Genomic DNA, 24,223 nt, shown 5'->3' with positions numbered 1-24,223 from the left:
CCGCAAATAGCGCATATTTGATATTCCGCAAGGTTTCCAAGCCACATTCAAGCGATTATATCTCGCGTTCAGGCACATAAAACACAACCATAGGCCAACTGATGATTGTAGAGATCGGACATTACGCGCTGATACTGTCCCTTGTGATGGCAGTTGCCCAGTTGACCATCCCGTTTATCGCGGCATCACGCCGTGATCCAGTGTTGTTAATGGTTGCCCCGCGTCTGGCCATCACATGTTTTGCACTCGTCGCGGCAAGCTTTGTTGCGCTGACCTATGCCTATGTGACCTCCGACTTTTCTGTTTTGAACGTTCTGGCCAACAGCCATACGTCCAAACCAATGATCTATAAAATCACCGGAGTCTGGGCCAATCACGAAGGGTCGATGTTGCTTTGGGTGATGATCCTGACCCTGTTTGGCGGCGCGGTTGCCGCCTTTGGCCGGAATTTACCGCCGACATTGCTTGCGCGTGTTCTGGGCGTTATGGGGCTGATCGCGGCCGGGTTTATTTTATTCATCGTTCTGACCTCCAACCCGTTTGAGCGCGTTTTGAACCCGCCGCTTGATGGGGAAGGCATGAACCCGCTTTTGCAAGATCCGGGCATCGCCATCCATCCGCCCTTCCTGTATCTCGGCTATGTCGGGTTTTCGGTGGCCTTTGCCTTTGCCGTTGCCGCCCTTATTGAAGGCCGGGTTGATCCGGCGTGGGCGCGCTGGGTACGGCCGTGGACACTGGCGGCATGGGTCTTCCTGACCGCAGGTATTGGTCTTGGATCGTGGTGGGCCTATTACGAGCTTGGCTGGGGCGGCTGGTGGTTCTGGGACCCGGTCGAAAACGCATCCTTCATGCCATGGTTGGCTGGAACCGCGTTGCTGCATTCCGCCATCGTTGTTGAAAAGCGCGATGCGTTGAAAAGCTGGACGATCTTTCTGGCAATTCTGGCGTTTTCCTTCTCGCTGCTTGGCACCTTCCTTGTGCGGTCGGGTGCGCTGACATCGGTGCATGCCTTTGCCACCGACCCAACGCGCGGCGTGTTTATCCTGTTCTTGCTGTGTATCGCCGTTGGGGGGTCGTTAACCCTTTATGCGTGGCGGGCACCGACCCTTAAGGGGGGCGGGTTGTTTCAGCCGATTTCGCGCGAAGGGGCCTTGATTTTCAACAACGTGTTGCTGTCGATTGCCGCGGCCATGGTGTTGCTTGGCACGTTGTATCCGCTGTTGCTCGAAACCCTTACCGGTGAAAAGATTTCGGTTGGCGCGCCGTTCTTTAATGCGACATTCGTTCCGATCATGACGCCGGTGATTATTGCCATGGCATTTGGTCCGATGATGCCATGGAAACGGGCCGATCTGTTTGCCGTGATGGGCAAACTCAAGATTGCCTTGTCGGTTGCTGCCGTGGTCGTACTGGTTACGCTTTGGCTTTCGGGTGGTCCGGCCTTTGCGCTGTTTGGCATGGGGTTGGCCGCGTGGTTGTTTGTTGGCTCCATCCTTGAATGGGCGGGACGGATCAAACTGTTCCGGGCACCTTTTGCCACCAGTCTGCGCCGCATGCGCGATTTGCCGCGCTCTGCCCATGGCACCATGCTGGCCCATGCCGGGGTCGCGATTGTGGTTGCGGGGATCACCGGATCACAGGCATGGACGCAAGAATCGGTGCAATCGCTTGGCATTGGGGAAAGTGCCCATATTGCCGATCATCGCTTTACACTGTCTGATATTCGCGAATATCAGGGACCGAACTTTGTCGCCCGTGAAGCCACGGTGACCATTACCACACCGGGCGAACGCACCATCACCCTGACCCCGGAAAAGCGTGTTTACACCGTCGAAGGCATGCCAACCACTGAGGCCGGAATCCGGTCCGGATTTACCGGTGATATCTATGCCGTGATCGGTGATCAGGATGAAAGTGGCAAATGGATCACCCGGTTTTACGTAAAACCGATGATCCCATGGATGTGGGCCGGTGGCCTTGTCATGGTGTTTGGCGGATTGATGTCATTGTCTGACCGGCGCTATCGCATTGGTGCGCCGGTCCGATCCCACAAAGCATCCCCCAAACCAGCCCCCGCAGAATAAGCGTCACGACAGGAAATATTTATGACCATCGCAGTTGTTCTTGGCGCAGTTACCCTGCTGGTGGCGGGTTTTGTCTTGTGGCCGATCTGGATAAACAGAAAACAGACCCAGTCCGTTCGCAGTGACGCGAAAGAAAATCCGAGCGACACGAACATCGACAGCAAACCGGATACTGCACCCGACATACTCGGGGCTGATGATGAGATTCAGCGCGATCTGGCAGTTTATCAGGATCAGCTGTCTGAAATTGATCGCGATATCGATCGTGGTGTTCTCACGACCGAGCAGGCCAGTGCGGCACGCATCGAAGTGCAACGACGTATCCTGAACGCAGATCAGCGCATAAAGAAACAATCCGCCGCCCAGATAAACATCAAAGGATCGCCCCGCCTGCGTCCATTGATTGCCGGGCTCGTCGCACTGTTTTTGATCGGCGGGGTTGGACTTTATCTTGATCTTGGCAGCCCTGCCTTGCCCGATCGCCCGATTGCCAGTCGAACGGCAGAAATCAATGCTGTCCGTCAGGCCGAGGCCATGGACCAGGACAGAAACGACGTCCTTAACCGGGCCGTAAGCGATCTTTCGCAAAAGCTTCTGGAAAACCCGGACAACATTCAAGGATGGGAATTGCTCGGTGCCAGCCTGATGGCGCTTGGCCGACCGGCGGAGGCCCAAACCGCCTTTCTTGAAGCGGTCAAGCTTTCAGGCCGGGATGGTGATTATCTGGCGATGTATGCCGAAAGTGTCATTCGCGCCGATAACGGCCAGATTAATGCCATCGCACGCGGCGCGTTGACCGAGGCGGCACAGACAGATAGCACCGACCCCAGAATTCAGTATTATCTTGGCCTTGGCGATATTCAGGACGGCAATTACCCCGCGGCCATTGACCGGTGGGTCGTCCTTGCCAACAACGCACCAGCCGATGCGGGATGGCTTCCAATGGTGGTATCGCGCATACAAGATGCCGCATTGGCGCAAGGCATTGATATTGAAGGACGGCTTGATGTCAAACCATCTCCCCCGATGATGGCCGGGCCAACCGAGGATGACGTCAAAGCTGCCGAGGAAATGACGCCGCAAGAACGTCAGGAAATGATCGCCTCCATGGTCAACAATCTGGCCGAACGCCTTGAAGCCGAGCCAGAAAATCCGGAAGGCTGGGCGCGTCTGATACGGGCCTATAGCGTGATCGGGGACATGGATGCAGCGCAGGCCGCCTATACCCGCGCGACCACCCAATTTGCGGACCGTTCGGAACTGGTTGCACGCTTCACAACACTGGCAGACGAGCTTGGCCTTCGCACCAACTAGCGGTTTATGAGGGGGTACAATTTGATCATAAAAATTTTCAAATCCCCCTTCTAACCGCCCTTAATGGATATTATGTATCATACTCACGAATAGGGATTTATACCCATACAGCACCCAAGCGCATTGATTTTCGCGTAAAAATGTGAGAATGAAACTTAACACCAGCCCCAACCTAAATTAGGCACTGCACATACATGAGCCAATTATTGCCAGAAACTGGTGGTTTTTAGTTGTTTCATTGACTAAAAAAACAATCGTAATATGCCGTAGAGATGGGATTTTCTTTGAAAAAACCCCTCCAAAAGGATAATCGGGACAATGTCACCTGCGACAAGCGGTAAGGCAAATAACCTGCTTCTGATTGAAGACAATCCGGGCGACGCACGGCTTGTTCGCGAAGCACTAAGGGAATTCAAACACCCGGTCGAATTGCACCACGTTAAGGATGCAATGACAGCGCTGCAATTCCTGCAACAAGACGGCCCATACCGCAATGCCCCGCGCCCACGGCTCATCCTGCTTGATCTGAATATGCCGCGTAAAGACGGGCGCGAAATGCTGCACGATATCCGCAATGATCCAAACTCTGCGTCCATCCCTGTGATCGTACTCACAACATCCGGGGCGGAACACGATGTCAACCTATGTTATGCTGCTGGCGCAAACTGCTATTTGCGCAAACCTGTCGATGTGACAGAGTTCATTGATCTTATGAAAATGATCGAATCATTCTGGCTGGGACTTGCCTTAACCCCCACGCCGTAAACCACGCGTGCCAGCGAGACTGCCTTGTCCCTGCAGACTTCTCAATATTCCCGACATATCCCGGCAAGCTTACGCTTTTGCTTTCGCGAGTTGCGCCACCCCGGCGTCGGGCTTTGGTCGTTATTCGCGACATTGGTCTTTGCCATCACGGTTCTTGCTGTTTGCACCAACCTGACCCAGACCATCCGCGATGCCACCTTGCAATCGGCTCAGCAAACCATCGGCGGGGATATTTCACTGCGGCTGTTTCACCGCGCACCAACCCCGGAAGAAATTTCTTTTCTTGAACGTTTTGGTCAGCTTAGCCTGACGGCAGAACAACGGATCATGGTTGCCTCCGAAAACGAAGGCACGTCAATCCTTGCCGAGATGAAGGCAGTTGACAGCACATATCCGCTGTATGGTGATCTGGTGCTGTCGTCAAATTCATCGATCAAGACGACACTCGCGGTGCAAGATGGTATGCCCGGTACGATCGTCGCCAGCAGCCTCCTAGACACATTGCATCTGCGCCTTGGTGATCAGGTTACGCTTGGCGGGCAGGCTTTCATCATTCGCGATGTGATCAAAACCGAACCTGAACGCAGCTTCCGGATTTTCTCACTCGGCCCGCGGATCATCATTTCAAGTAACGCCTTTCAGACTACCAACCTTGGCACGACACAAAGCCAAGTTTACTGGTATGCGCGGCTGCGCCTTGATCCAAACAAACACGCCCAAAGCGGTCAGATCATTGAGGCAATAGAAACAAAATTCCCCGATGCAGGATGGCGAATTGTCAATGCAGCCAATGGAATTCCGGGGATTGAGCGCATCAATGATTTCGCGATGGCGTTTGTCAGTTTGATTGGCATTGCCATCTTTGTGATTTGCGCAACGGCGATGCAAAATGCCCTGCGTGCTGATCTTGACCAACGCCAGCCGCGCTTTGCCGTGTTGCGCAGCATGGGTGCAACACGCCAACAGGTGTTAGGTGCCATTGCCGCGCAGATCGGGTGCGTTACCATCATCGCCTTGGTCACTGGCGGCGTGCTTTCGCTGATGATTGAATATTTTGCTGTGCCTGTTTTTGCAAATATGGCGGAGCTTGATATTGCGGTTTCTATGCCCGCATCCCTAATCCGCTTTGGCGCAGTGGCGTTGTTTGTTGTCCTTCTCATCACTCTGATATCCATAAGCCCGCTAACCAAGGCCAGCATCACATCGCCAAGCGCATTGTTTCGCCATCAGGTGGCGCGACACATGGCATCGCCCCAAACCAGCACCAAACCCCGTCAAACAGCGATTAGCGCACTGCTTTATGGCGGCATCCTCACTGCACTGCTGTCGATTTCCACCAAACTAATCGGGTTTGGCTGGTTTTCGGTTGTCCTGATCGTTGGACTGATCTGTTGCCTGATGCTTTTTGCGGTGATTTCTGTCGGGCTACGTCGGGGCTGCCGATATCTTTCGACCCGACCTTACAACCTGCTGCCGTCAGTTCGATTGGCGTTGCGCAATATTGCGAGGCCCGGCGCGCCGACATTGACCGTCATGACATCCATCGGGCTGTCCGTGACCTGCCTGATGGCGGTCGTTTTATTTGCTATTCAGGCTGGCCATCATCTGACGTCAACACTGCCAAGTGACACACCTGATCTGGTGTTTTTTGATCTGCCGCCAGAAGACGGACCGTCTTTTCGCGCGACAGCAGAAGCCATGGCAGCGGTCACTGGCGTTGATCAAATGCCGTTTATGCATGGACGGGTCACCCATATCAATCAAACCCCGATCAGCCAGATTAATGTTCCCCGGCGATACCAGTGGTTCGTACGGGGTGACCGTGGTCTTTCATGGACAGATCATCCGCATAAGGCAGCACAGGACAATCGCTTAGTCACAGGTGAATGGTGGCGCACGGGGCATGATGCAGGGCGTCTCGCATCACTGGATGCGGATATAGCGCATACCCTTGGCATTACCGTCGGCGATCAGATCACCCTTAATATGCTGGGCAAACCACAACAGGTCACGATTGCAAATCTTCGTAAGATCGACTGGACACGTCTTGCGCTTGATTTCCCGATCGTCCTCTCACCACCGACGAAACCAATACCGCACGGGTTGATCAGTACCCTTGACCTGAGAAAGGTCGCCGATACCGGGCTAGACAAAGCCAAGACAGTCGCATCTGTTCAAAGCGCGCTACAGCAACAGTTTCCAAATGTGCCGACGATCCGGGTGCAAGACGTTCTTGTTAAGCTTGAAACGCTTTTTGATCAGGTGGTCATCACGATGATGGCGTTGACCCTACTCGCAACGGCGGGGGCATGTCTGGTGGTGGTCAGTGGCCTTATTGCGCTACGCCAAGGCACGGCACAGGAACTTGCAATGCTGCGTGCCCTTGGTGTGCGACCGCGTCAAATAAACAGTATTGCCGCATGGGAAACCGGCATTTCGGTGGCTGGCAGTGGCTTTGTCGGCATTTTACTGGGCGGGGGGATCGCGACGTTGGCTGCACATGCCATTGGGGCAGAGGTCATTGCGTTTCCGGGCATGGCGGCAGGGGGTGCTATGCTAATGGTCACGCTGCTCGGCTTTGGTGCCGGGGGGCTTTTGCAACGTTTGGCGCTGCGCAGGCAACAAGGTTGGCGCGGTTAATCAACCGCCCGCTTATCTTGCAATGCTCATTACGAGCACCAACAAACAAAAAGGCCGCCTGCAAAAACAGGCGGCCTTTTTAAAATCGTAGAACCGACGCTTAGTTCGACAGGGCAGAAATCTGTGCCCGCGCAATTTCGAGCTCACGCTCGGCATTGGCTTTGTCGTGTGCCGTGCTGGCGGCCTTAAGAGCAGCATCTGCTGCTTCAAGACGTGCCTGCGCGTCGTCGGCTTTCAAATCGGAAACCGCAACCGCTTCTTCCGCCAGAATGGTGCAACGCTCGGGATTAACCTCTGCAACACCACCTGCGACGAAGATACGCTCGGAAACCTTACCACCTGCATAGATGTCGATGACACCCGGACGAATGGTCGAGATCATTGGTGCATGCTTTGGCAGCACACCAAAATTCCCTTCCATGCCCGGAACAACGACCATCTCGACCGGCTCGGATTTGAGCAGGGCAGACGGCGAAACAAGTTCCAGTACAGTCGTATCAGTCATGACAATCCTCGCTCCTTAGCCGGAGGGGGACCGAAACTGCCTTAGGCAGCTTCGGCCATCTTCTTGGCTTTTTCGATGGCTTCTTCGATGGTGCCAACCATGTAGAATGCCTGTTCAGGCATATGGTCGTATTCACCAGCGCAGATCGCCGCGAAAGCTTTGATGGTGTCTTCGAGCTGAACAAACACGCCCGGGCTACCAGTAAAGACTTCTGCAACGTGGAAAGGCTGCGAAAGGAAACGCTGGATTTTACGGGCACGTGCCACGACCAGTTTGTCTTCTTCCGAAAGCTCGTCCATGCCAAGGATGGCGATGATGTCCTGAAGACCTTTGTAGGTCTGCAGAATACGCTGAACTTCACGTGCGGTTTCGTAGTGTTCCTTGCCAATGACACCCGGATCGAGTGCACGCGAGGTAGAATCGAGCGGATCAACTGCCGGATAGATGCCGAGCTCGGCAATCTGACGGTTGAGCGTCGTAGTCGCGTCAAGGTGAGCAAACGAAGTTGCAGGTGCCGGATCGGTCAAGTCATCGGCCGGTACGTAAATTGCCTGAACCGAGGTAATAGAACCTTTTTTGGTCGAGGTAATACGTTCCTGCAGCGCACCCATGTCGGTTGCCAGCGTCGGCTGATAACCCACAGCAGACGGGATACGACCGAGAAGGGCTGACACTTCCGAACCAGCCTGGGTAAAGCGGAAGATGTTATCCACGAAGAACAGAACGTCCTGGCCTTCTTCGTCACGGAAGTATTCCGCCAAAGTCAGACCGGTCAGAGCAACACGTGCACGTGCTCCCGGGGGTTCGTTCATCTGGCCATAAACCAGTGCAGCTTTTGAATCGCCTTCGAGATTGATAACGCCTGATTCCATCATCTCGTGATAGAGGTCGTTACCTTCACGGGTACGTTCGCCAACACCGGCAAAGACCGAATAACCACCATGGCCTTTGGCCACGTTGTTGATCAGTTCCATGATAAGGACGGTTTTACCAACGCCCGCACCACCGAACAGACCAATTTTACCACCCTTGGTGTACGGTGCGATAAGGTCGATGACCTTAATGCCGGTAACCAGGATTTCGGTGTCGGTTGACTGATCGATGAAAGCCGGAGCTTCGCGGTGGATCGGGGACCGTTTCTTGGTGTTCACCGGACCACGTTCATCAACCGGCTCGCCGATCACGTTCAGGATACGACCCAGGGTTTCCGGACCAACCGGAACCGAGATCGCGTCACCGGTATCGGTGACTTCCTGACCGCGCTGCAGACCTTCGGTGGTGTCCATCGCGATCGTACGGACCGCGCTTTCACCAAGATGCTGTGCAACTTCAAGAACCAGACGCTGACCGTTGTTGTCAACATGCAGCGCATTCAGAATGGGAGGCAGTTCGCCGTCGAATTTAACGTCAACGACGGCGCCCATTACCTGGGAAATTTTCCCCGCCTTCTTGTTCGCCATAGGTATTGTCTCCTGCTCGGACAAAACTATCCGTTAACTTCCTGCGACCCGCTTACAAAGCCTCGGCGCCGGAAATGATTTCAATCAGTTCATTGGTGATCTGAGCCTGACGTGAGCGGTTGTATTGGATGCTCAGTCGGTCGATCATGTCGCCGGCATTGCGGGTTGCGTTATCCATCGCGGACATACGCGCACCGTGCTCGGATGCACTGCTTTCCAGCATGGCACCGAAAATCTGGACGCCAACATTACGCGGCAGCAAATCAGCCAAGATTGCTTCTTCGGACGGCTCATACTCATAAACCGCAGAAGAACCAGTGACTTCTTCTTCCTGCTCTTCAACATCTGCTCCCGCGAACGGAACCAGCTGCTGCGCTGTAACAACTTGCGAAATAGCCGACACGAACTTGTTGTAGAAGATCGTGCAGACGTCAAATTCGCCTTCTTCGTAAAGCGCCAGAACCTTGTCAGCAACTTCGGAAGCCGAAGAGAAATTAATCCCCTTCTTACCTTCGATGCCGATATACCGGGCGACGATGTCGCCACCAAATTCACGCTTAAGCGCATCTGCGCCTTTACGGCCAACACAGATCAGCTTCACGGTTTTGCCTTCGGCCTTAAGGGCACGAATTTTAAGACGTGATGCTTTTACGATCGATGCGTTGAAACCACCGCAAAGGCCGCGGTCCGCGGTGAAGACGACGAGCAGATGCACGTCATCCTTACCAGTACCGGCCAGAAGCTTTGGTGCCCCTTGCACTCCACCTACCGCAGCTGCGAGGCGGCCCAGCATCGTCCCCATGCGATCAGCATAGGGACGCGCTGCTTCCGCTGCATCCTGCGAACGGCGGAGCTTGGAGGCAGCCACCATCTTCATCGCCGAAGTAATTTTCTTCGTCGATTTGACGCTGGCAATGCGCGAGCGCAGATCCTTCAAACTAGCCATTGCGTTTCCTCCTTCGCCTAAAGTTCAAACTTACGCGAAGGTTTTCGCGAACTTGCTGAGGAACGCTTTAAGCTTGGTTTCGCTGTCATCAGACAGAACCTTCTCGGTGCGGATCGCATCAAGGATGTCAGCGCCACTCGAACGGATGTCCGACAGGAACTGCTCTTCGAAGGCGCGAATCTTGTTGATTGCAACACCGTCAAGGTAGCCTTTAACACCAGCGTAGATCACCACAACCTGCTCTTCGACTTTAAGCGGCGAGTACTGCGGCTGCTTGAGCAGCTCGGTCAGACGTGCGCCACGGGCCAGAAGTTTCTGGGTTGCCGGATCAAGATCCGATGCGAACTGTGCGAATGCTTCCATCTCACGATACTGAGCGAGTTCCAGCTTGATCGAGCCAGCAACCTGCTTCATCGCTTTGATCTGTGCGGACGAACCAACACGCGAAACCGACAGACCAACGTTCACAGCCGGGCGTACACCCTTATAGAACAGGTCGGTTTCAAGGAAGATCTGACCATCGGTGATCGAAATCACGTTGGTCGGAATAAACGCGGAAACGTCGTTGCCCTGGGTTTCAATAACCGGAAGTGCGGTCAGCGAGCCAGCGCCGTTTTCGTCGTTCATTTTCGCAGCACGTTCGAGCAAACGAGAGTGCAGATAGAAAACGTCACCCGGGAATGCTTCACGTCCCGGCGGACGGCGCAGCAGGAGCGACATCTGACGATATGCAACTGCCTGTTTGGACAGATCATCGTAGAAGATCGTTGCGTGCATGCCGTTGTCACGGAAGTACTCGCCCATTGCGCAAGCAACGAACGGTGCAAGGAACTGCATCGGTGCCGGATCAGAAGCGGTCGCAGCAACAATGATGGTGTTTTCCATCGCGCCACGTTCTTCAAGGACCTTAACAACCTGTGCAACGGTCGAACGTTTCTGACCAACAGCAACATAGATGCAGAACATCTTTTCGCTGTCGTTTTTCGCAGCATCGTTCACCGGCTTCTGGTTCAGAATGGTGTCGATGATGATGGCGGTTTTACCGGTCTGACGGTCACCAATGATCAGCTCACGCTGGCCACGGCCAATCGGGATCAGGGAGTCAATTGACTTGATACCGGTCTGTACTGGCTCGTGAACCGATTTACGCGGGATGATGCCCGGTGCTTTGACGTCAGCAAGGCGACGTTCTTTTGCACCCAGATCACCTTTGCCGTCGATCGGGTTACCCAGTGCGTCAACGACGCGACCGAGAAGTTCTTTACCAACCGGAACGTCAACGATGGCGCCAGTACGTTTAACCTGGTCACCTTCCTTGATCGTACGGTCAGAACCGAAGATCACGACACCAACGTTGTCTTCTTCGAGGTTAAGGGCCATGCCCTTAATACCACCTGGGAAGTCAACAAGCTCACCAGCCTGAACATTGTCCAGACCGTAAACACGGGCAATACCATCACCGACGGACAGAACCTGACCGACTTCGGCGACTTCGGCATCAGCACCAAAATTGGCAATCTGATCCTTAAGAATAGCGGAGATTTCCGCGGCGCGGATTTCCATCACGCAACCCCTTTCATAGCGAGCTCGAGCTTCTGAAGTTTAGTCCGAAGCGAGGCATCAAAAACCCGGGAGCCGACCTTGACGATAAGACCGCCAAGAACCGCCGGATCAATTTTAAGGTCCACTTTTACAGTGGCGCCGACAACTTCTTTGAGAGCGCCGGTAACGGCTTCGATTTGCTCTTTCTTCAGCTCGGCTGCCGAGGTCACCTGAGCGGTCACTTCGCCATTATGAGCTGAGAGCATGGAAAGGTAGGAATTGATTACGCCCGGCAGGACAAACAGACGACGCTTCTGACATAGAAGCCCAACTGTCTTCTTGGTCACCTCGGAAACACCGAGCTTATCAAGAAGAGCAGCCATCGCCTTGGCCTGCATATCCCGGGAAATCACGGGACTACGGAGAACATTCCGGAGCTCATCGCTTGTTGCGATGGCTTGGTCGAGCAATTCAAGATCACTTTTGACAGCATCAAGCTGCTTGGCGGATTTGGCCAAGTCAAATAGTGCTGTGGCATAGCGCCCTTGGAGCCCGGTCGCGGCAGTATTTTGGGACACCGGTGAAAGCCCTCAATTCTGGTTATGAGAACAACTCGGATACGTATAAAAAAATGGTTCCACGAAAGGGTTTCCTTCCGAGAAGCGAGCGTTTGGTATCACATGTCCTTTGCATGGGCAACCCCCGCGCAACCCCATTTGGACGGACTTTCTCATTCTTGCCTAAAGTTGTGGCAAAACCGCGCCTAATCACTGACGTTTCGCGACTTCTTACGACTATTTTATAACAAGCCGTTTCCCGCACTCCGTGGATTTCCTCTTGGCAAAATCGCTTTTTAGGTACAATTCCCCCGACTTTCTGATGGGGGCTCCCGACATCCGCCTTACTTAAAAGGTCAGATTCCCCCAAAAATGTGTAATCGACTTCACATTTTAACGGGCAAAGCGTCTGTTTTGCGGATCGAGGTCCTTCCTCCGGGATCAAAATGAAGACGCCCAGATGAATAGGCCAACTGGTTTGCGGCCTCGCCGACCACGTCCACCGGAATACAAATGCCGTTAGCTTGGCCATCCCGAAAGACCTTCGCGTTCATTCACCTCAATATAAGACGGCAGCGCGCAGATGTGATTGATGTAGCTGCGCAGCACCGGTCGGGCAGTCGCAGTACATCCCATATGACGCGACCACCGCATTAACATGATCGCGAACATGTCAACCGTGCCAAATGTCGGCCCCATCAAATATGTTTGGCCCCGCAAAAGCCGTGCTTCGAAATCGTCCCACACCGAACTGATCCGTTTTTCAGCCAATGCTTTGACCGCAGCGGCCCCTTTGGGGTCGCCATCCTTGGCCGCATATAGCCAGTCACGCATCGCTGGCATCAATGTATTGGCAATATAAAGTGTCAGCTGCAACCATTCGGCGCGTTGCGCGGTTTCTGGTTCTGGCAACAAGCCCGACCCCGGATGCCGTTCGGCCAGCAACATCATCAAGGCAACGGATTCACCGTATGGTGTTTCATCTACGACAAGGGTCGGTACTCGACCCGTCGGATTGAGACGCAGATAGTCCTGATTGCGTTGCTGATTGCTGTCAATGTCTACCAGTACCGCCTCAAACGGCATATCCAGCTCAATTAACATCCAGTGCACTGCCATGCTCGCAGCACCCGGTGCATAAAAAAGCGTGTAACTCATAATGTCTGCCTGAAGGTGATAAGGAAGGTTGGGCTCAGATATGTGACCCGGTACCGTCACCCTTTTGCACCCATGTCCGCGACCGATTGATCGCCATTTTTCCGGCGACCTCCTGATCAAGATCAAGGCCAAACTGATCGGCAAGCCGATAGAGTAGAATTAAGACGTCGGCAGCTTCCTTGCCAATCTCGGCGTGATCTTGCACGACAACGGCTTCTTTAAGCTCTTCCATCTCAAGCATTGCACGATCAACCAGTGAGACCGGTGCGCTGACCGGACCAAACGTTGCTTCGGCCCAGTCGCACATGCTGCGCTGCGTTTCTGCCTTCGATGAATTTGTTTTGTAATTATTCACAAGAATTCATCCCATATAAAGTAAGTTGGCTGACGATGCTTTTAGCATGATTAATGAGAAGCACATGATCCATAGGCAGGACAGCAAAACCCATTGGCCGCTTCGCCGGGCGGTGCAGCTGCTTGCCGTCATCGCGGGATTGATCATGGCCCAAATACCCGCACACGCCCGCACGCTGCTGATTGAAGGACTATCAGAGCCGCCGCTTAAATGGCTTTCGGGTAAGAACCCACGCGGCATTGATGTCGATATCATGCGCGAAGTCTTGCGCGAAATGGACATCAAGGATTACGAGTTCCGCTTTGTCGATAGCGGCAAACGGCTGCTTCACAATGCCAGGCTCGGTTACTCCGACATCGTTCTGACACTGTCACAGAATGACGAACGGTCAGCCTATCTGCTGTACCCTGATGAAAATCATCTGCTGCTGGATTGGCGCTTTGCCATTCGCGCCGACGACGTGCGCACCATTCACTTTGATCAATATTCCGATTTGCGCGCCTATCGGGTTGGGGCCGCTGCGGGCTATTCATATACCCCGACATTTTGGAATTCAGATCTGGATATCGAAACGGTTGCCCGAAATGACCTTTTAATTCCCATGCTGCTCGAGAACCGGTTTGATATTGTCCCGGTCAATTATCTCAGTACTATCTATGAGACGATCCAAAACGGATCCCGCACCAAAATCGCCTTTTTGAACAATCCACTTCGGCGGGCTGCTTATTACAATCCGTTTTCGCGCGCATCCGACTATCCGGACAAAGAGGTCTTTCTGGCTCAGTATGACGAAATCCTGCGTGACATGCGCCATGATGGCAGGCTGCTGACGATCTTTCGTCGATATCTTGGCCCGGACGGGGTCAACTGGTGGAAATCGCAATACGGCAACTAGGCAACCGTAATAGAAGACATCTCCCCACATTAAGTCCCGGCTACATGAAGCTATAGGGATCGATGTCAACCTGCACGCGCACACTGCCGGGTGTTTTGACCTTCGACAGCCACTCATGGATCAATGCCTGCATTTTCACCGTTTTATCCGCACGGATCAAAAAGCGCCGGCGATAGCGCCCACGCAGCAAGGATAACGGGGCGGGGGCAGGCCCCAGTACCATCAAACCATCCCCGCGCGGGGCCGCACGCCCGATCCGCCATGCGGCTTCATCGACTTCGTTTTCTTTTTTGCCACTTATAATAAGTGCTGCCAGTCGCCCATGTGGCGGCATGCCATGGGTCATGCGTTGCGATAGCTCAACCTCGTTAAAGGCATTGCGATCACCCGCGGCAATTGCCTTGATCACGCGGTTGGCCGGATCGGCGGTTTGCAGCATCACCGTACCCGGACGATCGCCCCGTCCGGCACGCCCTGCCACCTGGGTTAGCAACTGATAGCTGCGTTCGGCTGCGCGCAAATCCCCACCCGCCAAGCCTAGGTCCGCATCAACCACCCCAACCAAGGTGAGCATCGGAAAGTGATACCCCTTGGCCAAAATCTGGGTGCCGATCAAAAGATCAACCTCGTGATTGTGAACCCTTTGGACCAGCTCGGCTGCCGCCTTTGGCCCCATGATATTGTCCGATGTCGCAACCTCGATCCGGATATTGGGGAATGTTTCGACCGCTTCTTCATAAAGCCGCTCAACCCCCGGCCCACAGGGCGCAAGCTTGCCCTCCGCGCCACAGGCCGGGCAGGCATCAGGTGCCTTTGCCTGATATCCGCAATGGTGACATTGCAATTTGCCCCATGCACGATGCTCCACCAGCCAAGCGGTGCAGTTGGGGCATTGGAACCGATGCCCACAAGCCCGGCATAGGGTCAACGGCGCATAGCCACGCCGGTTCAAAAACAGCATCGCCTGTTCGCCATTGGCGAATGTTTCCGCCAATCGCTTTTTTAAGGTCGGCGTAATCCAGCGCAGACGTTCAGGTTTGTCTTGGCGAATGTCGATGACTTCAACACTTGGCAAAACGGCCGCCCCATGACGGCTGCCCAGTTCGACCCGGTAATAGCGCCCCGCATCAACATTGGCCAAGGTTTCAAGCGACGGGGTTGCCGATGCCAGAACAATCGGAATATTGCCCAGATGCGCACGGGTGACTGCCATGTCGCGGGCGTGATAAATCACTCCGTCTTCCTGCTTAAACGCATGTTCGTGTTCTTCGTCGACCACAATAAGGACAAGATCGCGAAAGGGCAGGAAAAGTGCCGACCGCGCACCAACAACCAGTTGCACAGAACCATCTGCCACCGCGCGCCATGTATCACGACGGCGCGCCTGACCGACTTCGGAATGCCAAAGGGCCGGGACAACGCCAAACCGGTCGCGGAAACGTTGCAACCATTGGGCCGACAGGGCGATTTCCGGCAGCAGAACAACCACCTGCTTACCTTCGGCCAAGGCCGCACGGATCGGTTCAAAATAAACTTCGGTTTTGCCCGACCCTGTGATGCCATCAAGCAATGTGCAGGAAAATCCCCCCGCATCGACCCGGTCACATAATGCATCGGCCGCGATCGTTTGTTCATCGGACAGGTTCGGGCGCGGGATGGACAAATCAGGCAGATCAAATGGCGATGGTGGTTTGACCATCAGGCGTCGCACAGCCCCAGCTTCGACCAGCCCCTTAATCACGCTTGCCCCGGCCCCGGTTTCGCGCAGGATATCCCCTTGCTCCATCGCCGGATTTTCACCCAGAAACGCCAGAACACGTTTGCGCGGCGGGGTCATGCGCAAACCTGATGCGTCGAAATCGGCGTTCAGCGTAAAACGGAAAATCGGTTTGGGTTGTTCCAGCGCGTCAGGCACGCTCATGGCCATGCGCAGCACCGCGCCTTGGGGTGCCATGGTATAGGCCGACACCCAGTCAATGAACTTCCGGGTGACGTCGGGCATGGGCTCGGCGGGAAGAACACCATAAATTTCGCGCAGCTTACTTGGTTCGACGTCGCCCTTGGCTTCGCCCCAGACCACCCCGCGCTGAGTTTGACGGCCGAGCGGGATTTCCACAAAATCGCCAAATTGCACCGATATGCCTTCGGGCACGATGTAGTCATACGGCCCGGCAAGCGGCAACGGCGGAAGCACACTTATGGTCTGGGCAGTCACCTGAAAGGCCGGATCATCAGCAAACAGATTTCCAGATGTGGCCTTTGCCGCGCTCATATATTATAAACCCCGTCGGAATGCCTTTCGGGCTGCTCGAAAAAACACCCTCGATGGCCCATGGCATAATAGAAAACGGTCCCACAGCTTGGATCTGGAACCGTCCATTGGATGGAGCCCGAACCTAGCAGCTAACCGCATCATCGAACAACGATCTTCAAACGACGATCTTCAAAAGGTCCGAATAGGAAATCCAATGAAGTTTTTCATCGATACTGCTGACATTGACGCAATCCGCGAAATCGCCATGTCTGGCCTCGTGGATGGTGTCACCACCAACCCCTCGCTGGTAGCAAAAACAGGCCGACCGTTTCTCGAACTGATCAAGGAAATTTGTGACGTCGTCAACGGCCCGGTCAGCGCAGAAGTTGCTGCGACCGATTACGGCACCATGGTCGCAGAAGGCCGCAAGCTGGCAAAGATCGCCGACAATGTCGTCGTCAAACTGCCGCTGACCTCTGATGGCCTTAAAGCTTGCCGTACCTTTACCGACGAAGGCATTAAAACCAACGTTACACTTTGCTTCTCGGTTGGTCAGGCCATTCTGGCGGCCAAAGCCGGTGCAACCTATGTTTCGCCGTTCGTTGGCCGTCTGGATGATATTTCGTCCGATGGTATGCAACTGATTGCTGACATCGTTGACGTTTATGGCAACTACCCGAACTGGACCACCGAAGTCCTCGTTGCTTCGGCACGTGGCCCGCAGCATGTTGTCGAACTCGGCCCGTCTTGGTGCCGATGTTGTCACCATCCCGCCGCAGGTTCTGACCCAGTTGACCAAGCATCCGCTGACCGACAAGGGCCTTGAAACGTTCCTTGCTGACTGGGAAAAAACTGGCCAGTCGATTCTGTAATCTGGCCTGTCATCCGCCTGTTATCAGGTCATTGTCCTGATGGGCGGATAAAAGCCGACATTGCGTTCGGTTTTTAACATGCATTTAACCCGGCTGCCCGCATTGTGGCAGCCGGGTTTTTTATTTCTCACTGTACAAGCCGGAACCGATGGAAAAGACAGCACTGCGCGCCGACGATGTCGCGACCTTTCTCGCCGAACATCCTGATTTCTTCACTTCGCGCCCTGACTTGCTTGAAAGTCTTGCGTTGCCTGTCCGGGAAATGGGATCAGGTGTCGCCGATATGCAGCAATATGTCGTCGCGCGGTTGCGCGATGAACGCGAAAAGCTGCGCGGTGCCACCAGCGAACTGATCAATATTTCCAAATCCAACCTTGAAACCCAAAGCCGCATCCACCGCGCTGTTTTGGCCATTTTGAATGCACGCGGGTTTGAAACCTTTGTCGAAGCACTTCAGGACCTTGTGCCCGAACTGCTTGATCTTGATGCCATCGCATTGTGCTTTGAAGAATGCGACGAAGCGCCGGTGCCAAGCTGTGATGGCCGCGTGCGCCGCCTTGTTAAAGGGGCGGTTGATCAGGTTCTGGGCGACGAGCAGGACGTCTGGCTTTTGCCCGACGATGCCGGGGATGAGGCCATTTTTGGCCCGAAAGCATCCGAAATACGGTCGGCTGCCATTGTGCGACTTGCGCCGTTTTATGGCGATCCGGTTGGCATTGTTGCCTTTGGCGTTAAAGAGCCGGGATATTTCAGCCCGGCACAGGCCAATGACCTGATCATGTTTTTGGCGTCCGTGATTGAATTTGGTGTGCGTCGATGGCTCACCCAAACGGTTTAACCGCCCTCACCCTCCCGAGCGATGTGCGCGAAGCCATCGCAGATTGGCGCACGTGGCTTTCTGATGAGCGACGTGCGTCCGATCACACGACCGAAAACTATCTGGCCGATCTTTATGCTTTTCTCGGCTTTATCGGTGGCCATCTTGGCGATGTCCCAGACCTGAAGGCGCTTCTGCGCTTAAACCCGCGTGATTTTCGAAGCTGGCTGGCGCGCCGCAGCATGGATGGCATGGCCAAAACATCCACCGCCCGCGCCCTGTCATCGTTACGCAATTTCTATCGGTTTCTTGATCGGTCAGGACGCGGACAGAATGCCGCCGTCAGTTCCATCCGCAATCCACGCCTACCCCAAACAGCCCCCAAACCACTGTCACCGGTCGATGCGTTGGCCGTTCTTGAAAATGCGGGTGTCTGGCAAGATGAACCATGGCTTGCCAAGCGTAACCTTGCACTTTTCACGCTTTTATACGGCTGTGGCTTGCGTATTTCCGAAGCCCTTGATCTGAACGCCAATCAAAGCCCAACAGGGGACTCGATGGTCATCACGGGCAAAGGCAACAAACAACGCCTTGTCCCGGTTTTGCCGATTATCCGCGATGCGATTGAAGATTACCTGCGTGCTTGTCCCTATGCACCGCATGGCAATGACGCACTTTTTGTCGGCGCGCGTGGCAAACGATTGGTCGCCCAGGTCGCCCAACGCGAAATGCGCAAGGTTCGCGATCTTTTACAATTGCCTGATACCGCAACTCCGCATGCGCTCCGCCATTCCTTTGCCACCCATCTTTTGGCAGGCGGCGGTGATTTACGCACCATTCAGGATCTTTTGGGTCACGCATCGCTTTCAACGACCCAACGCTATACGGCCGTGGATAGTGAACAATTGATGGCGGTCTACAACGGCACCCATCCACGCGCCCGGCGATAATTTCGGCACATTATCGTCGAATGGAAACCATCCTACTTCCGATGCGTTGGGACAATCATCACACAAAGCAGCAAGGACACCTTATGGCCCTAAACCCGATGAAACTATTTCGAACTCGCCGCTTTGATGCCAGTCCCAAACACCGGTCGGTCTACAGCGCCTATGAGATTGCCTATTCAGTGATCGACCTTCTGGCGGCGGTTTTATTCATTGTTGGCAGTATCCTGTTTTTGGATGACGCAACAGTTTACGCAGGCACGTGGCTATTTATCATTGGTTCGGTGTTTTTTGCAGCACGTCCAGCCGTAAGGCTGGCGCGCGAACTTCATCTTGCCGGGCTTGATGATAACGATGAAAGCCAAGGCTCCCATAAAAACATCCCTGCCAAAACCGCGACGGATCAGGCCCGCAACCCCGCCGGGTAGAAGGGTGAAGACGCTGAACGACCTGATTTGGGAAAAATTCACTTCGTCTTGCCGTTCTTTCCCCCTTACACTGCGCGCAAACAGTTAAAATACCCGGAGAAAAATCATGATCCTGCGATCCAGCGACCCGTCGCCTTTTGGCCGGAAAGTCAAAATTGTTGCCAAGATGCTTGGTGTTTACGACCAATTGTCGGTCGAACTGTCAAACACCAACGATCCGGCCGACAGCCTTCGCACGCAGAACCCGCTGGGGAAAATCCCGATCCTTATTCTCGATGATGGTCGCAAGATTTTTGATTCACGTGTGATTTGTGAATACTTGGATGCGCAGGCCGATGGCGTGACCCTGCATCCGACCGAAAGTGATGCCCGCTGGGATGCCCTTACCTTACAGGCACTGGGCGACGGCATTATTGATGCCTCAATCCTGCAGGTCTATGAAACCCGCATGCGTACCGAAGACAAACGCGATGACGGCTGGATGTCCTATCAGGCGGACAAGGTCAAACGTGCACTGGATCAAATTGACGCAAACCCACCGGCATTTGGTGCTGACCTTCATATCGGCCATGTCGGCATTGCCTGCGCATTGGGGTATCTTGACCTGCGATTTGACGGAAAATGGCGACAAACATACGGCAACCTCGTCACATGGCTGGATGAATTCCGGTCGCGAGTGCCTGCATTTGATGCGACCCAGTTCAAAGGCTGACTTTGCAAATCAACGCCGGGCGTCATGGCGCTCGGCGTTTTTAGTGCCACATACGACCCATTGACCATCTTGATCCAACAAGCCCCGGAGATCCGATTAAATGTCACGTCTAAACAGTGTTATCCGCCGCCTGCAGGCCCAACGCGATTGCCTGAATGCAGCGGCTGAAATGATCAAGGATCAGGACGGGATCGTGCTAGAAGTTGGCCTGGGTAATGGTCGCACATTCGATCATTTGCGCGAAATCATGCCAGACCGGGAAATCTTTGTGTTTGACCGGCAAATTGCCGCACACCCGAAATGCATTCCCGATGATGACCATCTTTTCCTTGGCGATATTTTTGAAACACTGCCAATGGCCGTAGAGCGTTTCAAAGGCAAAGTTGCCCTTGTGCATTCCGATGTTGGCACCGGGGACGAAGACCTGAACGCCAAGATCGCAGCCTTTATCGGCCAGACCCTGCCGACGGCCCTTATGACTGGTGCCATTGTTGCGTCTGATCAGAAAATTGATGTGCCCAACACCATCGCAGAACCGCTGCCCGAAGGGGTCCCTAAAGACCGCTATTTCTTCCGCCGGTATCAAGGTTAATCCTTTAATGGGGGCATGACAGATCAAATGGACAAGTATCAGCTCTTTGAGCAATTGCATCTGCGTACCGGGGCGTTTGTCATCCCCAACCCATGGGATGCAGGGTCCGCCCGCATCCTTGCCGCACTTGGGTATGAAGCATTGGCAACCTCCAGCGCCGGGCTGGCCTTTTCCATTGGCCAACAAGATTCTGCGGCATGTATTTCACGCGAAGCCATCTTGCAGAATGCACAAGATATCGTCAACGCAACCAACTTGCCTGTTTCCGCCGACTTGGAAAACGGTTTTGGTCCTGATCCAGAATCCTGCGCAAAGACGATTTCACTCGCAGCAAAAGCCGGACTTGTCGGTGGTTCAATCGAAGACGCAACAGGTGATCCCAACAACCCGATTTTTGATTTCAACCTTGCTGTAGAACGCATTGCCGCCGCCGTCGAAGAATCCCGTAAACATCCTTTTATGTTAACCGCGCGCGCAGAAAACTTCCTGCATGGTAAACACGATCTGGATGATACAATTCTTCGTCTTCAGGCCTTCGAAAAGGCCGGCGCAGATGTTCTTTATGCACCGGGTCTGCCTGATATCGCGGCAATACGCACGGTTTGTGCATCTGTCACCCGCCCGGTTAATGTTGTGATGGGGCTTTCCGGTCCGACCTACAGCGTCAGCGAACTAGAACAGGCAGGCGTTAAACGCATCAGTGTTGGCGGGTCCTTTGCCCGGGCGGCACTTGGCGGCCTCATGCGTGCCGCGCGCGAGGTAAAAGACCATGGGACTTTTACTTACGCCAAAGATGCGCTGTCTTCGTCAGAAGCTGAAAAATACATATTTACCCCACCCAAAAATTGAATAACCCCTTCCTCCACACGGGGCATAGCGTTCAAGGCAAACAATGAGCACTCCAGAAACACTTTCGCCAAGCGGTTCACAAATTTCCGAAGCCGAGGCCTTCCTTGCCAAATATCCTGATGTTGAGGCCATCGACATCATCCTGACCGATTTTCACGGCATTGGCCGGGGAAAGACAATCCGGCGTCATGAACTTGAATCCATTTATAAATCCGGACGCGGATTGCCAAGTTCAATCTTTGGACAGGATGTGACCGGCGAGGATGTTGATGATTGCGGGTTGGTGCAAACTGGCGGAGGCGGTGACGGTCGGTGCTGGCCTGTACCCGGGACGCTTGGTTATTTACCCCATACGGGGCGCGGGCAACTTTTGATCAGCATGTATGACGAAGACCGCACGCCGCATGATGTGGACCCGCGCAATGTATTTGCAGCACAGGTAACCCGTGCCCGGAAACTCGGCTTCACCCCGATGGGGGCGTTTGAGCTGGAATTTTATTTGGTTGATCACGAAGCCGACGCAGACGGGCTTTATCACCCGGCGTCCTATGCCCTGACCAAACGCCGCAGCACCTTGCGCAACACCATGTCAGTCGATGAAATTGATGAGATGTCACCGCTGTTTGATGCGATATATGAAGGGGCAAAGCATCTTGATCTGACACTCGAAACCCTGATTTCGGAATATGGCCCCGGCCAGTATGAAATGACGATCCGCTATCGCAATCTGATGCGGGCGGCTGATGACGTCATCATTGCCAAACGCCTGATCCGCACCGTCGCGCGCCGGTTTGGCACAGAAGCCGTGTTTATGCCAAAACCGTTTGGCACTGAAGCCGGATCGGGCATGCATTTGCATCTGTCACTGGCCGATGATACGGGCAATAACCTGTTTGCCGATCAGGCGGATGGATCGTTAAGCCCGCTTATGCTGAATGCAATTGGCGGCATTCGCGGCACGATTGGCGAGACGATGTTGCTTTTGGCCCCGTTCATGAATTCATGGCGCCGGTTTGCGTCGGCGATGTATTCACCAGCATCCGATGACTGGGGTGTTGAAAACCGCACTGTGGCATTACGAGTTCCCGGCACGCCGGGCAAAACCCGCCATTTTGAACATCGCATTGCCGGTGTGGATGCCAACCCGTATCTGGTGGCAGCCGTCACGCTGGGCGCAGCCCTTGACGGTATTGAAAGTAAAATCGATCCGGGCACGCCATGTACCGATGAAATCGGTCAGGCCAAAGCCCCAAATGACCTGCCGCGACACTGGCTGGACGCGATTGATCAGTTTGGCGCCTCTGACTTCAACAAGCGTACGCTTGGCCCACGCTTCCATACCGCCTTTACCAAAATCAAGCAGGCGGAATATGAACATATGGCACTTAAGGTATCAGCCGCAGAATGGGAATATTACGGATTTTCGATCTAACCTAATGTTCCCAGAAAGATAGATCTGTCCCCATTTCCCATTTTGGGTGTCTTTGCGATGCGATCATCAGTAGCTCAGGTTCAAACCGAGCGCCCTGCTAAGGAAGAATGTAACGAACCCCAGGCATAGTAGTGCTAGCACGAAGATTGCGGCAACTTTGGCACCCGCGAGCATTACCGCGCGCGTCCCGCCCTTCTCGCCTTGATCGTAATGCCACTTGATGGCGAAGAACATGGCCGTCAGCAGTGCGACAACTTTAAACGTACCAAAGACGATAGGGACCCAATCCATATTAAAGACTCTCATGTGCATCAGCTTGATGCGTTATGATCTCATCTTGGGCAAACGTATATTTCTCATTCTGCAACGCTGATATGTAACAGCAGGAGGCAGCTTTCTGGCCTGTGTGTTTGGTTCGGGAATGACCACCGAGGGACGATTCCGAAAGGCCACGGGAACGAGAAATGCGAACTGAAGACTGAGGCGGGAGTGGTAATACTACGGTTTTACGATTTGACCACCGTTCCGGTCAGGGTGCCCTGACCGGGAACAGGATCATCGGGAAACCCGATTAAAAGACGCGCTTGGCCCGGGTGTTTGATCCTCTGGCCGAAAAGGCGACTTTGGGGCGGGCATCGATCATTTTCTGATCACGCAAATACGCCACTTCCAGATCACGGGGATCGACGGTCATAAGACGTGCGTCGTCGGAGCGATCCGAATTGGTGTTCAAATGCATCTGTGTGGAAACCCACTGCCACGTCGGGTATGTGACTTTTTCGTCCTGCATTTCTTCGGTCATGACTTTATAAGACCCGGCAGGCAGAACTTCGGCCAGACCGCGCAAGCTAAACGGTCTTACAAAATTCAGAATTTTAGATGTTGTACGGTTTGTCAAAGTAGCTCCTACCGCGCAAAAGCGCGTTGGTTAGAAAAAACGGAAATAATTATTTCCGTCATTAATCAGGCGGGATTTCATTTCAGCCATGTGCAAGTCCGCGTCACCTTTTAGGTGCTTTAAAAAGGATGCTTTATTCCGCGACGATCAAAATAAAAATATCTTCTCACATGTGAAATACTAAAAAAATATCCAGTATTC

Annotated in this window: 22 protein-coding genes and 1 pseudogene; 13 read left to right on the top strand and 10 right to left on the bottom strand. The window is 53.9% G+C overall.

The window, feature by feature from the left end; all coding sequences use genetic code 11:
- Positions 1–101: 101 nt before the first annotated feature.
- The 4 genes from AC0VXT_RS01560 to AC0VXT_RS01545 all read left to right on the top strand — a co-directional run bounded on the left by AC0VXT_RS01560 (position 102) and on the right by AC0VXT_RS01545 (position 6,803).
- Positions 102–2,084, top strand: coding sequence for a heme lyase CcmF/NrfE family subunit (locus AC0VXT_RS01560; RefSeq protein ID WP_475547229.1), 1,983 nt, complete (start codon positions 102–104; stop codon positions 2,082–2,084).
- A 21-nt stretch (positions 2,085–2,105) separates the two neighbouring features.
- Positions 2,106–3,398: a c-type cytochrome biogenesis protein CcmI gene (gene ccmI, locus AC0VXT_RS01555; protein WP_475547228.1), complete on the top strand. Its 1,293-nt coding sequence runs from the start codon at positions 2,106–2,108 to the stop codon at positions 3,396–3,398.
- A 318-nt stretch (positions 3,399–3,716) separates the two neighbouring features.
- Complete coding sequence (locus tag AC0VXT_RS01550) at positions 3,717–4,163, top strand: response regulator (protein WP_475547227.1); 447 nt, start codon at positions 3,717–3,719, stop codon at positions 4,161–4,163.
- Between the two features lie 24 nt (positions 4,164–4,187).
- Positions 4,188–6,803, top strand: a complete 2,616-nt coding sequence (locus AC0VXT_RS01545; RefSeq protein WP_475547226.1) for an ABC transporter permease — start codon at positions 4,188–4,190, stop codon at positions 6,801–6,803.
- 100 nt (positions 6,804–6,903) lie between these two features.
- Here the strand turns inward: AC0VXT_RS01545 and atpC are convergent, their stop codons facing one another.
- The 7 genes from atpC to AC0VXT_RS01510 all read right to left on the bottom strand — a co-directional run bounded on the left by atpC (position 6,904) and on the right by AC0VXT_RS01510 (position 13,326).
- Positions 6,904–7,308: an ATP synthase F1 subunit epsilon gene (atpC, locus tag AC0VXT_RS01540; protein ID WP_022731713.1), complete on the bottom strand. Its 405-nt coding sequence runs from the start codon at positions 7,306–7,308 to the stop codon at positions 6,904–6,906.
- A gap of 41 nt (positions 7,309–7,349) precedes the next feature.
- Positions 7,350–8,768, bottom strand: coding sequence for a F0F1 ATP synthase subunit beta (atpD, locus tag AC0VXT_RS01535; RefSeq protein ID WP_102784437.1), 1,419 nt, complete (start codon positions 8,766–8,768; stop codon positions 7,350–7,352).
- Between the two features lie 52 nt (positions 8,769–8,820).
- Positions 8,821–9,714, bottom strand: a complete 894-nt coding sequence (locus tag AC0VXT_RS01530; protein WP_022731715.1) for a F0F1 ATP synthase subunit gamma — start codon at positions 9,712–9,714, stop codon at positions 8,821–8,823.
- A gap of 30 nt (positions 9,715–9,744) precedes the next feature.
- A complete protein-coding gene (gene atpA, locus AC0VXT_RS01525; protein ID WP_101303197.1) occupies positions 9,745–11,277 on the bottom strand; it encodes a F0F1 ATP synthase subunit alpha in 1,533 nt (510 codons plus the stop codon).
- Positions 11,277–11,834 (bottom strand): F0F1 ATP synthase subunit delta, encoded by a 558-nt coding sequence (locus AC0VXT_RS01520; RefSeq protein ID WP_022731717.1) that lies wholly within the window; start codon positions 11,832–11,834, stop codon positions 11,277–11,279. The genes atpA and AC0VXT_RS01520 overlap by 1 nt, the downstream gene beginning before the upstream one ends.
- Positions 11,835–12,332: 498 nt before the next feature.
- Positions 12,333–12,971 carry a glutathione S-transferase family protein gene (locus tag AC0VXT_RS01515; protein ID WP_475547225.1) on the bottom strand — a complete coding sequence of 213 codons (639 nt, stop codon included), beginning with the start codon at positions 12,969–12,971 and terminating at the stop codon, positions 12,333–12,335.
- Positions 12,972–13,005: 34 nt separating this feature from the next.
- On the bottom strand, positions 13,006–13,326 hold the full coding sequence (locus AC0VXT_RS01510) for a MazG-like family protein (protein ID WP_475547224.1): 321 nt from the start codon (positions 13,324–13,326) through the stop codon (positions 13,006–13,008).
- Positions 13,327–13,390: 64 nt separating this feature from the next.
- On the opposite strand from AC0VXT_RS01510, the gene AC0VXT_RS01505 reads away from it, so the two are divergent.
- Entirely contained in the window at positions 13,391–14,221 is an 831-nt protein-coding gene (locus AC0VXT_RS01505) for a substrate-binding periplasmic protein (protein ID WP_475547223.1), read from the top strand.
- 40 nt (positions 14,222–14,261) lie between these two features.
- Here AC0VXT_RS01505 and AC0VXT_RS01500 read toward each other — a convergent pair whose 3' ends face one another.
- On the bottom strand, positions 14,262–16,493 hold the full coding sequence (locus AC0VXT_RS01500; RefSeq protein WP_475547222.1) for a primosomal protein N': 2,232 nt from the start codon (positions 16,491–16,493) through the stop codon (positions 14,262–14,264).
- A gap of 196 nt (positions 16,494–16,689) precedes the next feature.
- Between AC0VXT_RS01500 and fsa the strand changes: the two are divergent.
- The 8 genes and pseudogenes from fsa (at position 16,690) to AC0VXT_RS01460 (ending at position 23,124) form a co-directional block, all read left to right on the top strand.
- A pseudogene (fsa, locus tag AC0VXT_RS01495) lies at positions 16,690–17,347 on the top strand (fructose-6-phosphate aldolase).
- Positions 17,348–17,495: 148 nt separating this feature from the next.
- A complete protein-coding gene (locus AC0VXT_RS01490) occupies positions 17,496–18,185 on the top strand; it encodes a DUF484 family protein (RefSeq protein ID WP_022731723.1) in 690 nt (229 codons plus the stop codon).
- Positions 18,164–19,114: a tyrosine recombinase XerC gene (locus tag AC0VXT_RS01485; protein WP_475547221.1), complete on the top strand. Its 951-nt coding sequence runs from the start codon at positions 18,164–18,166 to the stop codon at positions 19,112–19,114. Before AC0VXT_RS01490 ends, AC0VXT_RS01485 begins: the two co-directional genes overlap by 22 nt.
- A gap of 83 nt (positions 19,115–19,197) precedes the next feature.
- A complete protein-coding gene (locus AC0VXT_RS01480) occupies positions 19,198–19,539 on the top strand; it encodes a YrhK family protein (protein ID WP_430471332.1) in 342 nt (113 codons plus the stop codon).
- Positions 19,540–19,645: 106 nt separating this feature from the next.
- Entirely contained in the window at positions 19,646–20,251 is a 606-nt protein-coding gene (locus AC0VXT_RS01475) for a glutathione S-transferase family protein (protein WP_022731726.1), read from the top strand.
- Positions 20,252–20,351: 100 nt separating this feature from the next.
- The gene (locus AC0VXT_RS01470) at positions 20,352–20,843 is read left to right on the top strand and encodes a class I SAM-dependent methyltransferase (RefSeq protein WP_475547220.1); all 492 of its coding nucleotides are present in this window, start codon (positions 20,352–20,354) and stop codon (positions 20,841–20,843) included.
- A gap of 15 nt (positions 20,844–20,858) precedes the next feature.
- Entirely contained in the window at positions 20,859–21,692 is an 834-nt protein-coding gene (locus AC0VXT_RS01465) for an isocitrate lyase/PEP mutase family protein (RefSeq protein ID WP_475547219.1), read from the top strand.
- Between the two features lie 43 nt (positions 21,693–21,735).
- The gene (locus tag AC0VXT_RS01460; protein ID WP_475547218.1) at positions 21,736–23,124 is read left to right on the top strand and encodes a glutamine synthetase family protein; all 1,389 of its coding nucleotides are present in this window, start codon (positions 21,736–21,738) and stop codon (positions 23,122–23,124) included.
- 66 nt (positions 23,125–23,190) lie between these two features.
- Here the strand turns inward: AC0VXT_RS01460 and AC0VXT_RS01455 are convergent, their stop codons facing one another.
- Together AC0VXT_RS01455 and AC0VXT_RS01450 are read right to left on the bottom strand one after the other, a co-directional pair.
- Positions 23,191–23,415 (bottom strand): hypothetical protein, encoded by a 225-nt coding sequence (locus tag AC0VXT_RS01455; protein WP_022731730.1) that lies wholly within the window; start codon positions 23,413–23,415, stop codon positions 23,191–23,193.
- A gap of 280 nt (positions 23,416–23,695) precedes the next feature.
- Positions 23,696–24,022: a hypothetical protein gene (locus AC0VXT_RS01450; protein ID WP_022731731.1), complete on the bottom strand. Its 327-nt coding sequence runs from the start codon at positions 24,020–24,022 to the stop codon at positions 23,696–23,698.
- Between the last annotated feature and the right edge of the window lie 201 nt (positions 24,023–24,223).

It is taken from the genome of Thalassospira sp. Z349TD_5, from assembly GCF_056173045.1.
This window is presented reverse-complemented; position numbering and strand designations above follow the sequence as displayed.

Bases quoted from the DNA above. Each gene is read 5' to 3' on its own strand.
- AC0VXT_RS01560 (WP_475547229.1), top strand. From the start codon at position 102: ATGATTGTAGAGATCGGACATTACGCGCTGATACTGTCCCTTGTGATG.
- ccmI (WP_475547228.1), top strand. From the start codon at position 2,106: ATGACCATCGCAGTTGTTCTTGGCGCAGTTACCCTGCTGGTGGCGGGT.
- AC0VXT_RS01550 (WP_475547227.1), top strand. From the start codon at position 3,717: ATGTCACCTGCGACAAGCGGTAAGGCAAATAACCTGCTTCTGATTGAA.
- atpC (WP_022731713.1), bottom strand. From the start codon at position 7,308: ATGACTGATACGACTGTACTGGAACTTGTTTCGCCGTCTGCCCTGCTC.
- atpD (WP_102784437.1), bottom strand. From the start codon at position 8,768: ATGGCGAACAAGAAGGCGGGGAAAATTTCCCAGGTAATGGGCGCCGTC.
- AC0VXT_RS01530 (WP_022731715.1), bottom strand. From the start codon at position 9,714: ATGGCTAGTTTGAAGGATCTGCGCTCGCGCATTGCCAGCGTCAAATCG.
- atpA (WP_101303197.1), bottom strand. From the start codon at position 11,277: ATGGAAATCCGCGCCGCGGAAATCTCCGCTATTCTTAAGGATCAGATT.
- AC0VXT_RS01515 (WP_475547225.1), bottom strand. From the start codon at position 12,971: ATGAGTTACACGCTTTTTTATGCACCGGGTGCTGCGAGCATGGCAGTG.
- AC0VXT_RS01505 (WP_475547223.1), top strand. From the start codon at position 13,391: ATGATCCATAGGCAGGACAGCAAAACCCATTGGCCGCTTCGCCGGGCG.
- AC0VXT_RS01500 (WP_475547222.1), bottom strand. From the start codon at position 16,493: ATGAGCGCGGCAAAGGCCACATCTGGAAATCTGTTTGCTGATGATCCG.
- AC0VXT_RS01490 (WP_022731723.1), top strand. From the start codon at position 17,496: ATGGAAAAGACAGCACTGCGCGCCGACGATGTCGCGACCTTTCTCGCC.
- AC0VXT_RS01485 (WP_475547221.1), top strand. From the start codon at position 18,164: ATGGCTCACCCAAACGGTTTAACCGCCCTCACCCTCCCGAGCGATGTG.
- AC0VXT_RS01480 (WP_430471332.1), top strand. From the start codon at position 19,198: ATGGCCCTAAACCCGATGAAACTATTTCGAACTCGCCGCTTTGATGCC.
- AC0VXT_RS01475 (WP_022731726.1), top strand. From the start codon at position 19,646: ATGATCCTGCGATCCAGCGACCCGTCGCCTTTTGGCCGGAAAGTCAAA.
- AC0VXT_RS01470 (WP_475547220.1), top strand. From the start codon at position 20,352: ATGTCACGTCTAAACAGTGTTATCCGCCGCCTGCAGGCCCAACGCGAT.
- AC0VXT_RS01465 (WP_475547219.1), top strand. From the start codon at position 20,859: ATGACAGATCAAATGGACAAGTATCAGCTCTTTGAGCAATTGCATCTG.
- AC0VXT_RS01460 (WP_475547218.1), top strand. From the start codon at position 21,736: ATGAGCACTCCAGAAACACTTTCGCCAAGCGGTTCACAAATTTCCGAA.
- AC0VXT_RS01455 (WP_022731730.1), bottom strand. From the start codon at position 23,415: ATGGATTGGGTCCCTATCGTCTTTGGTACGTTTAAAGTTGTCGCACTG.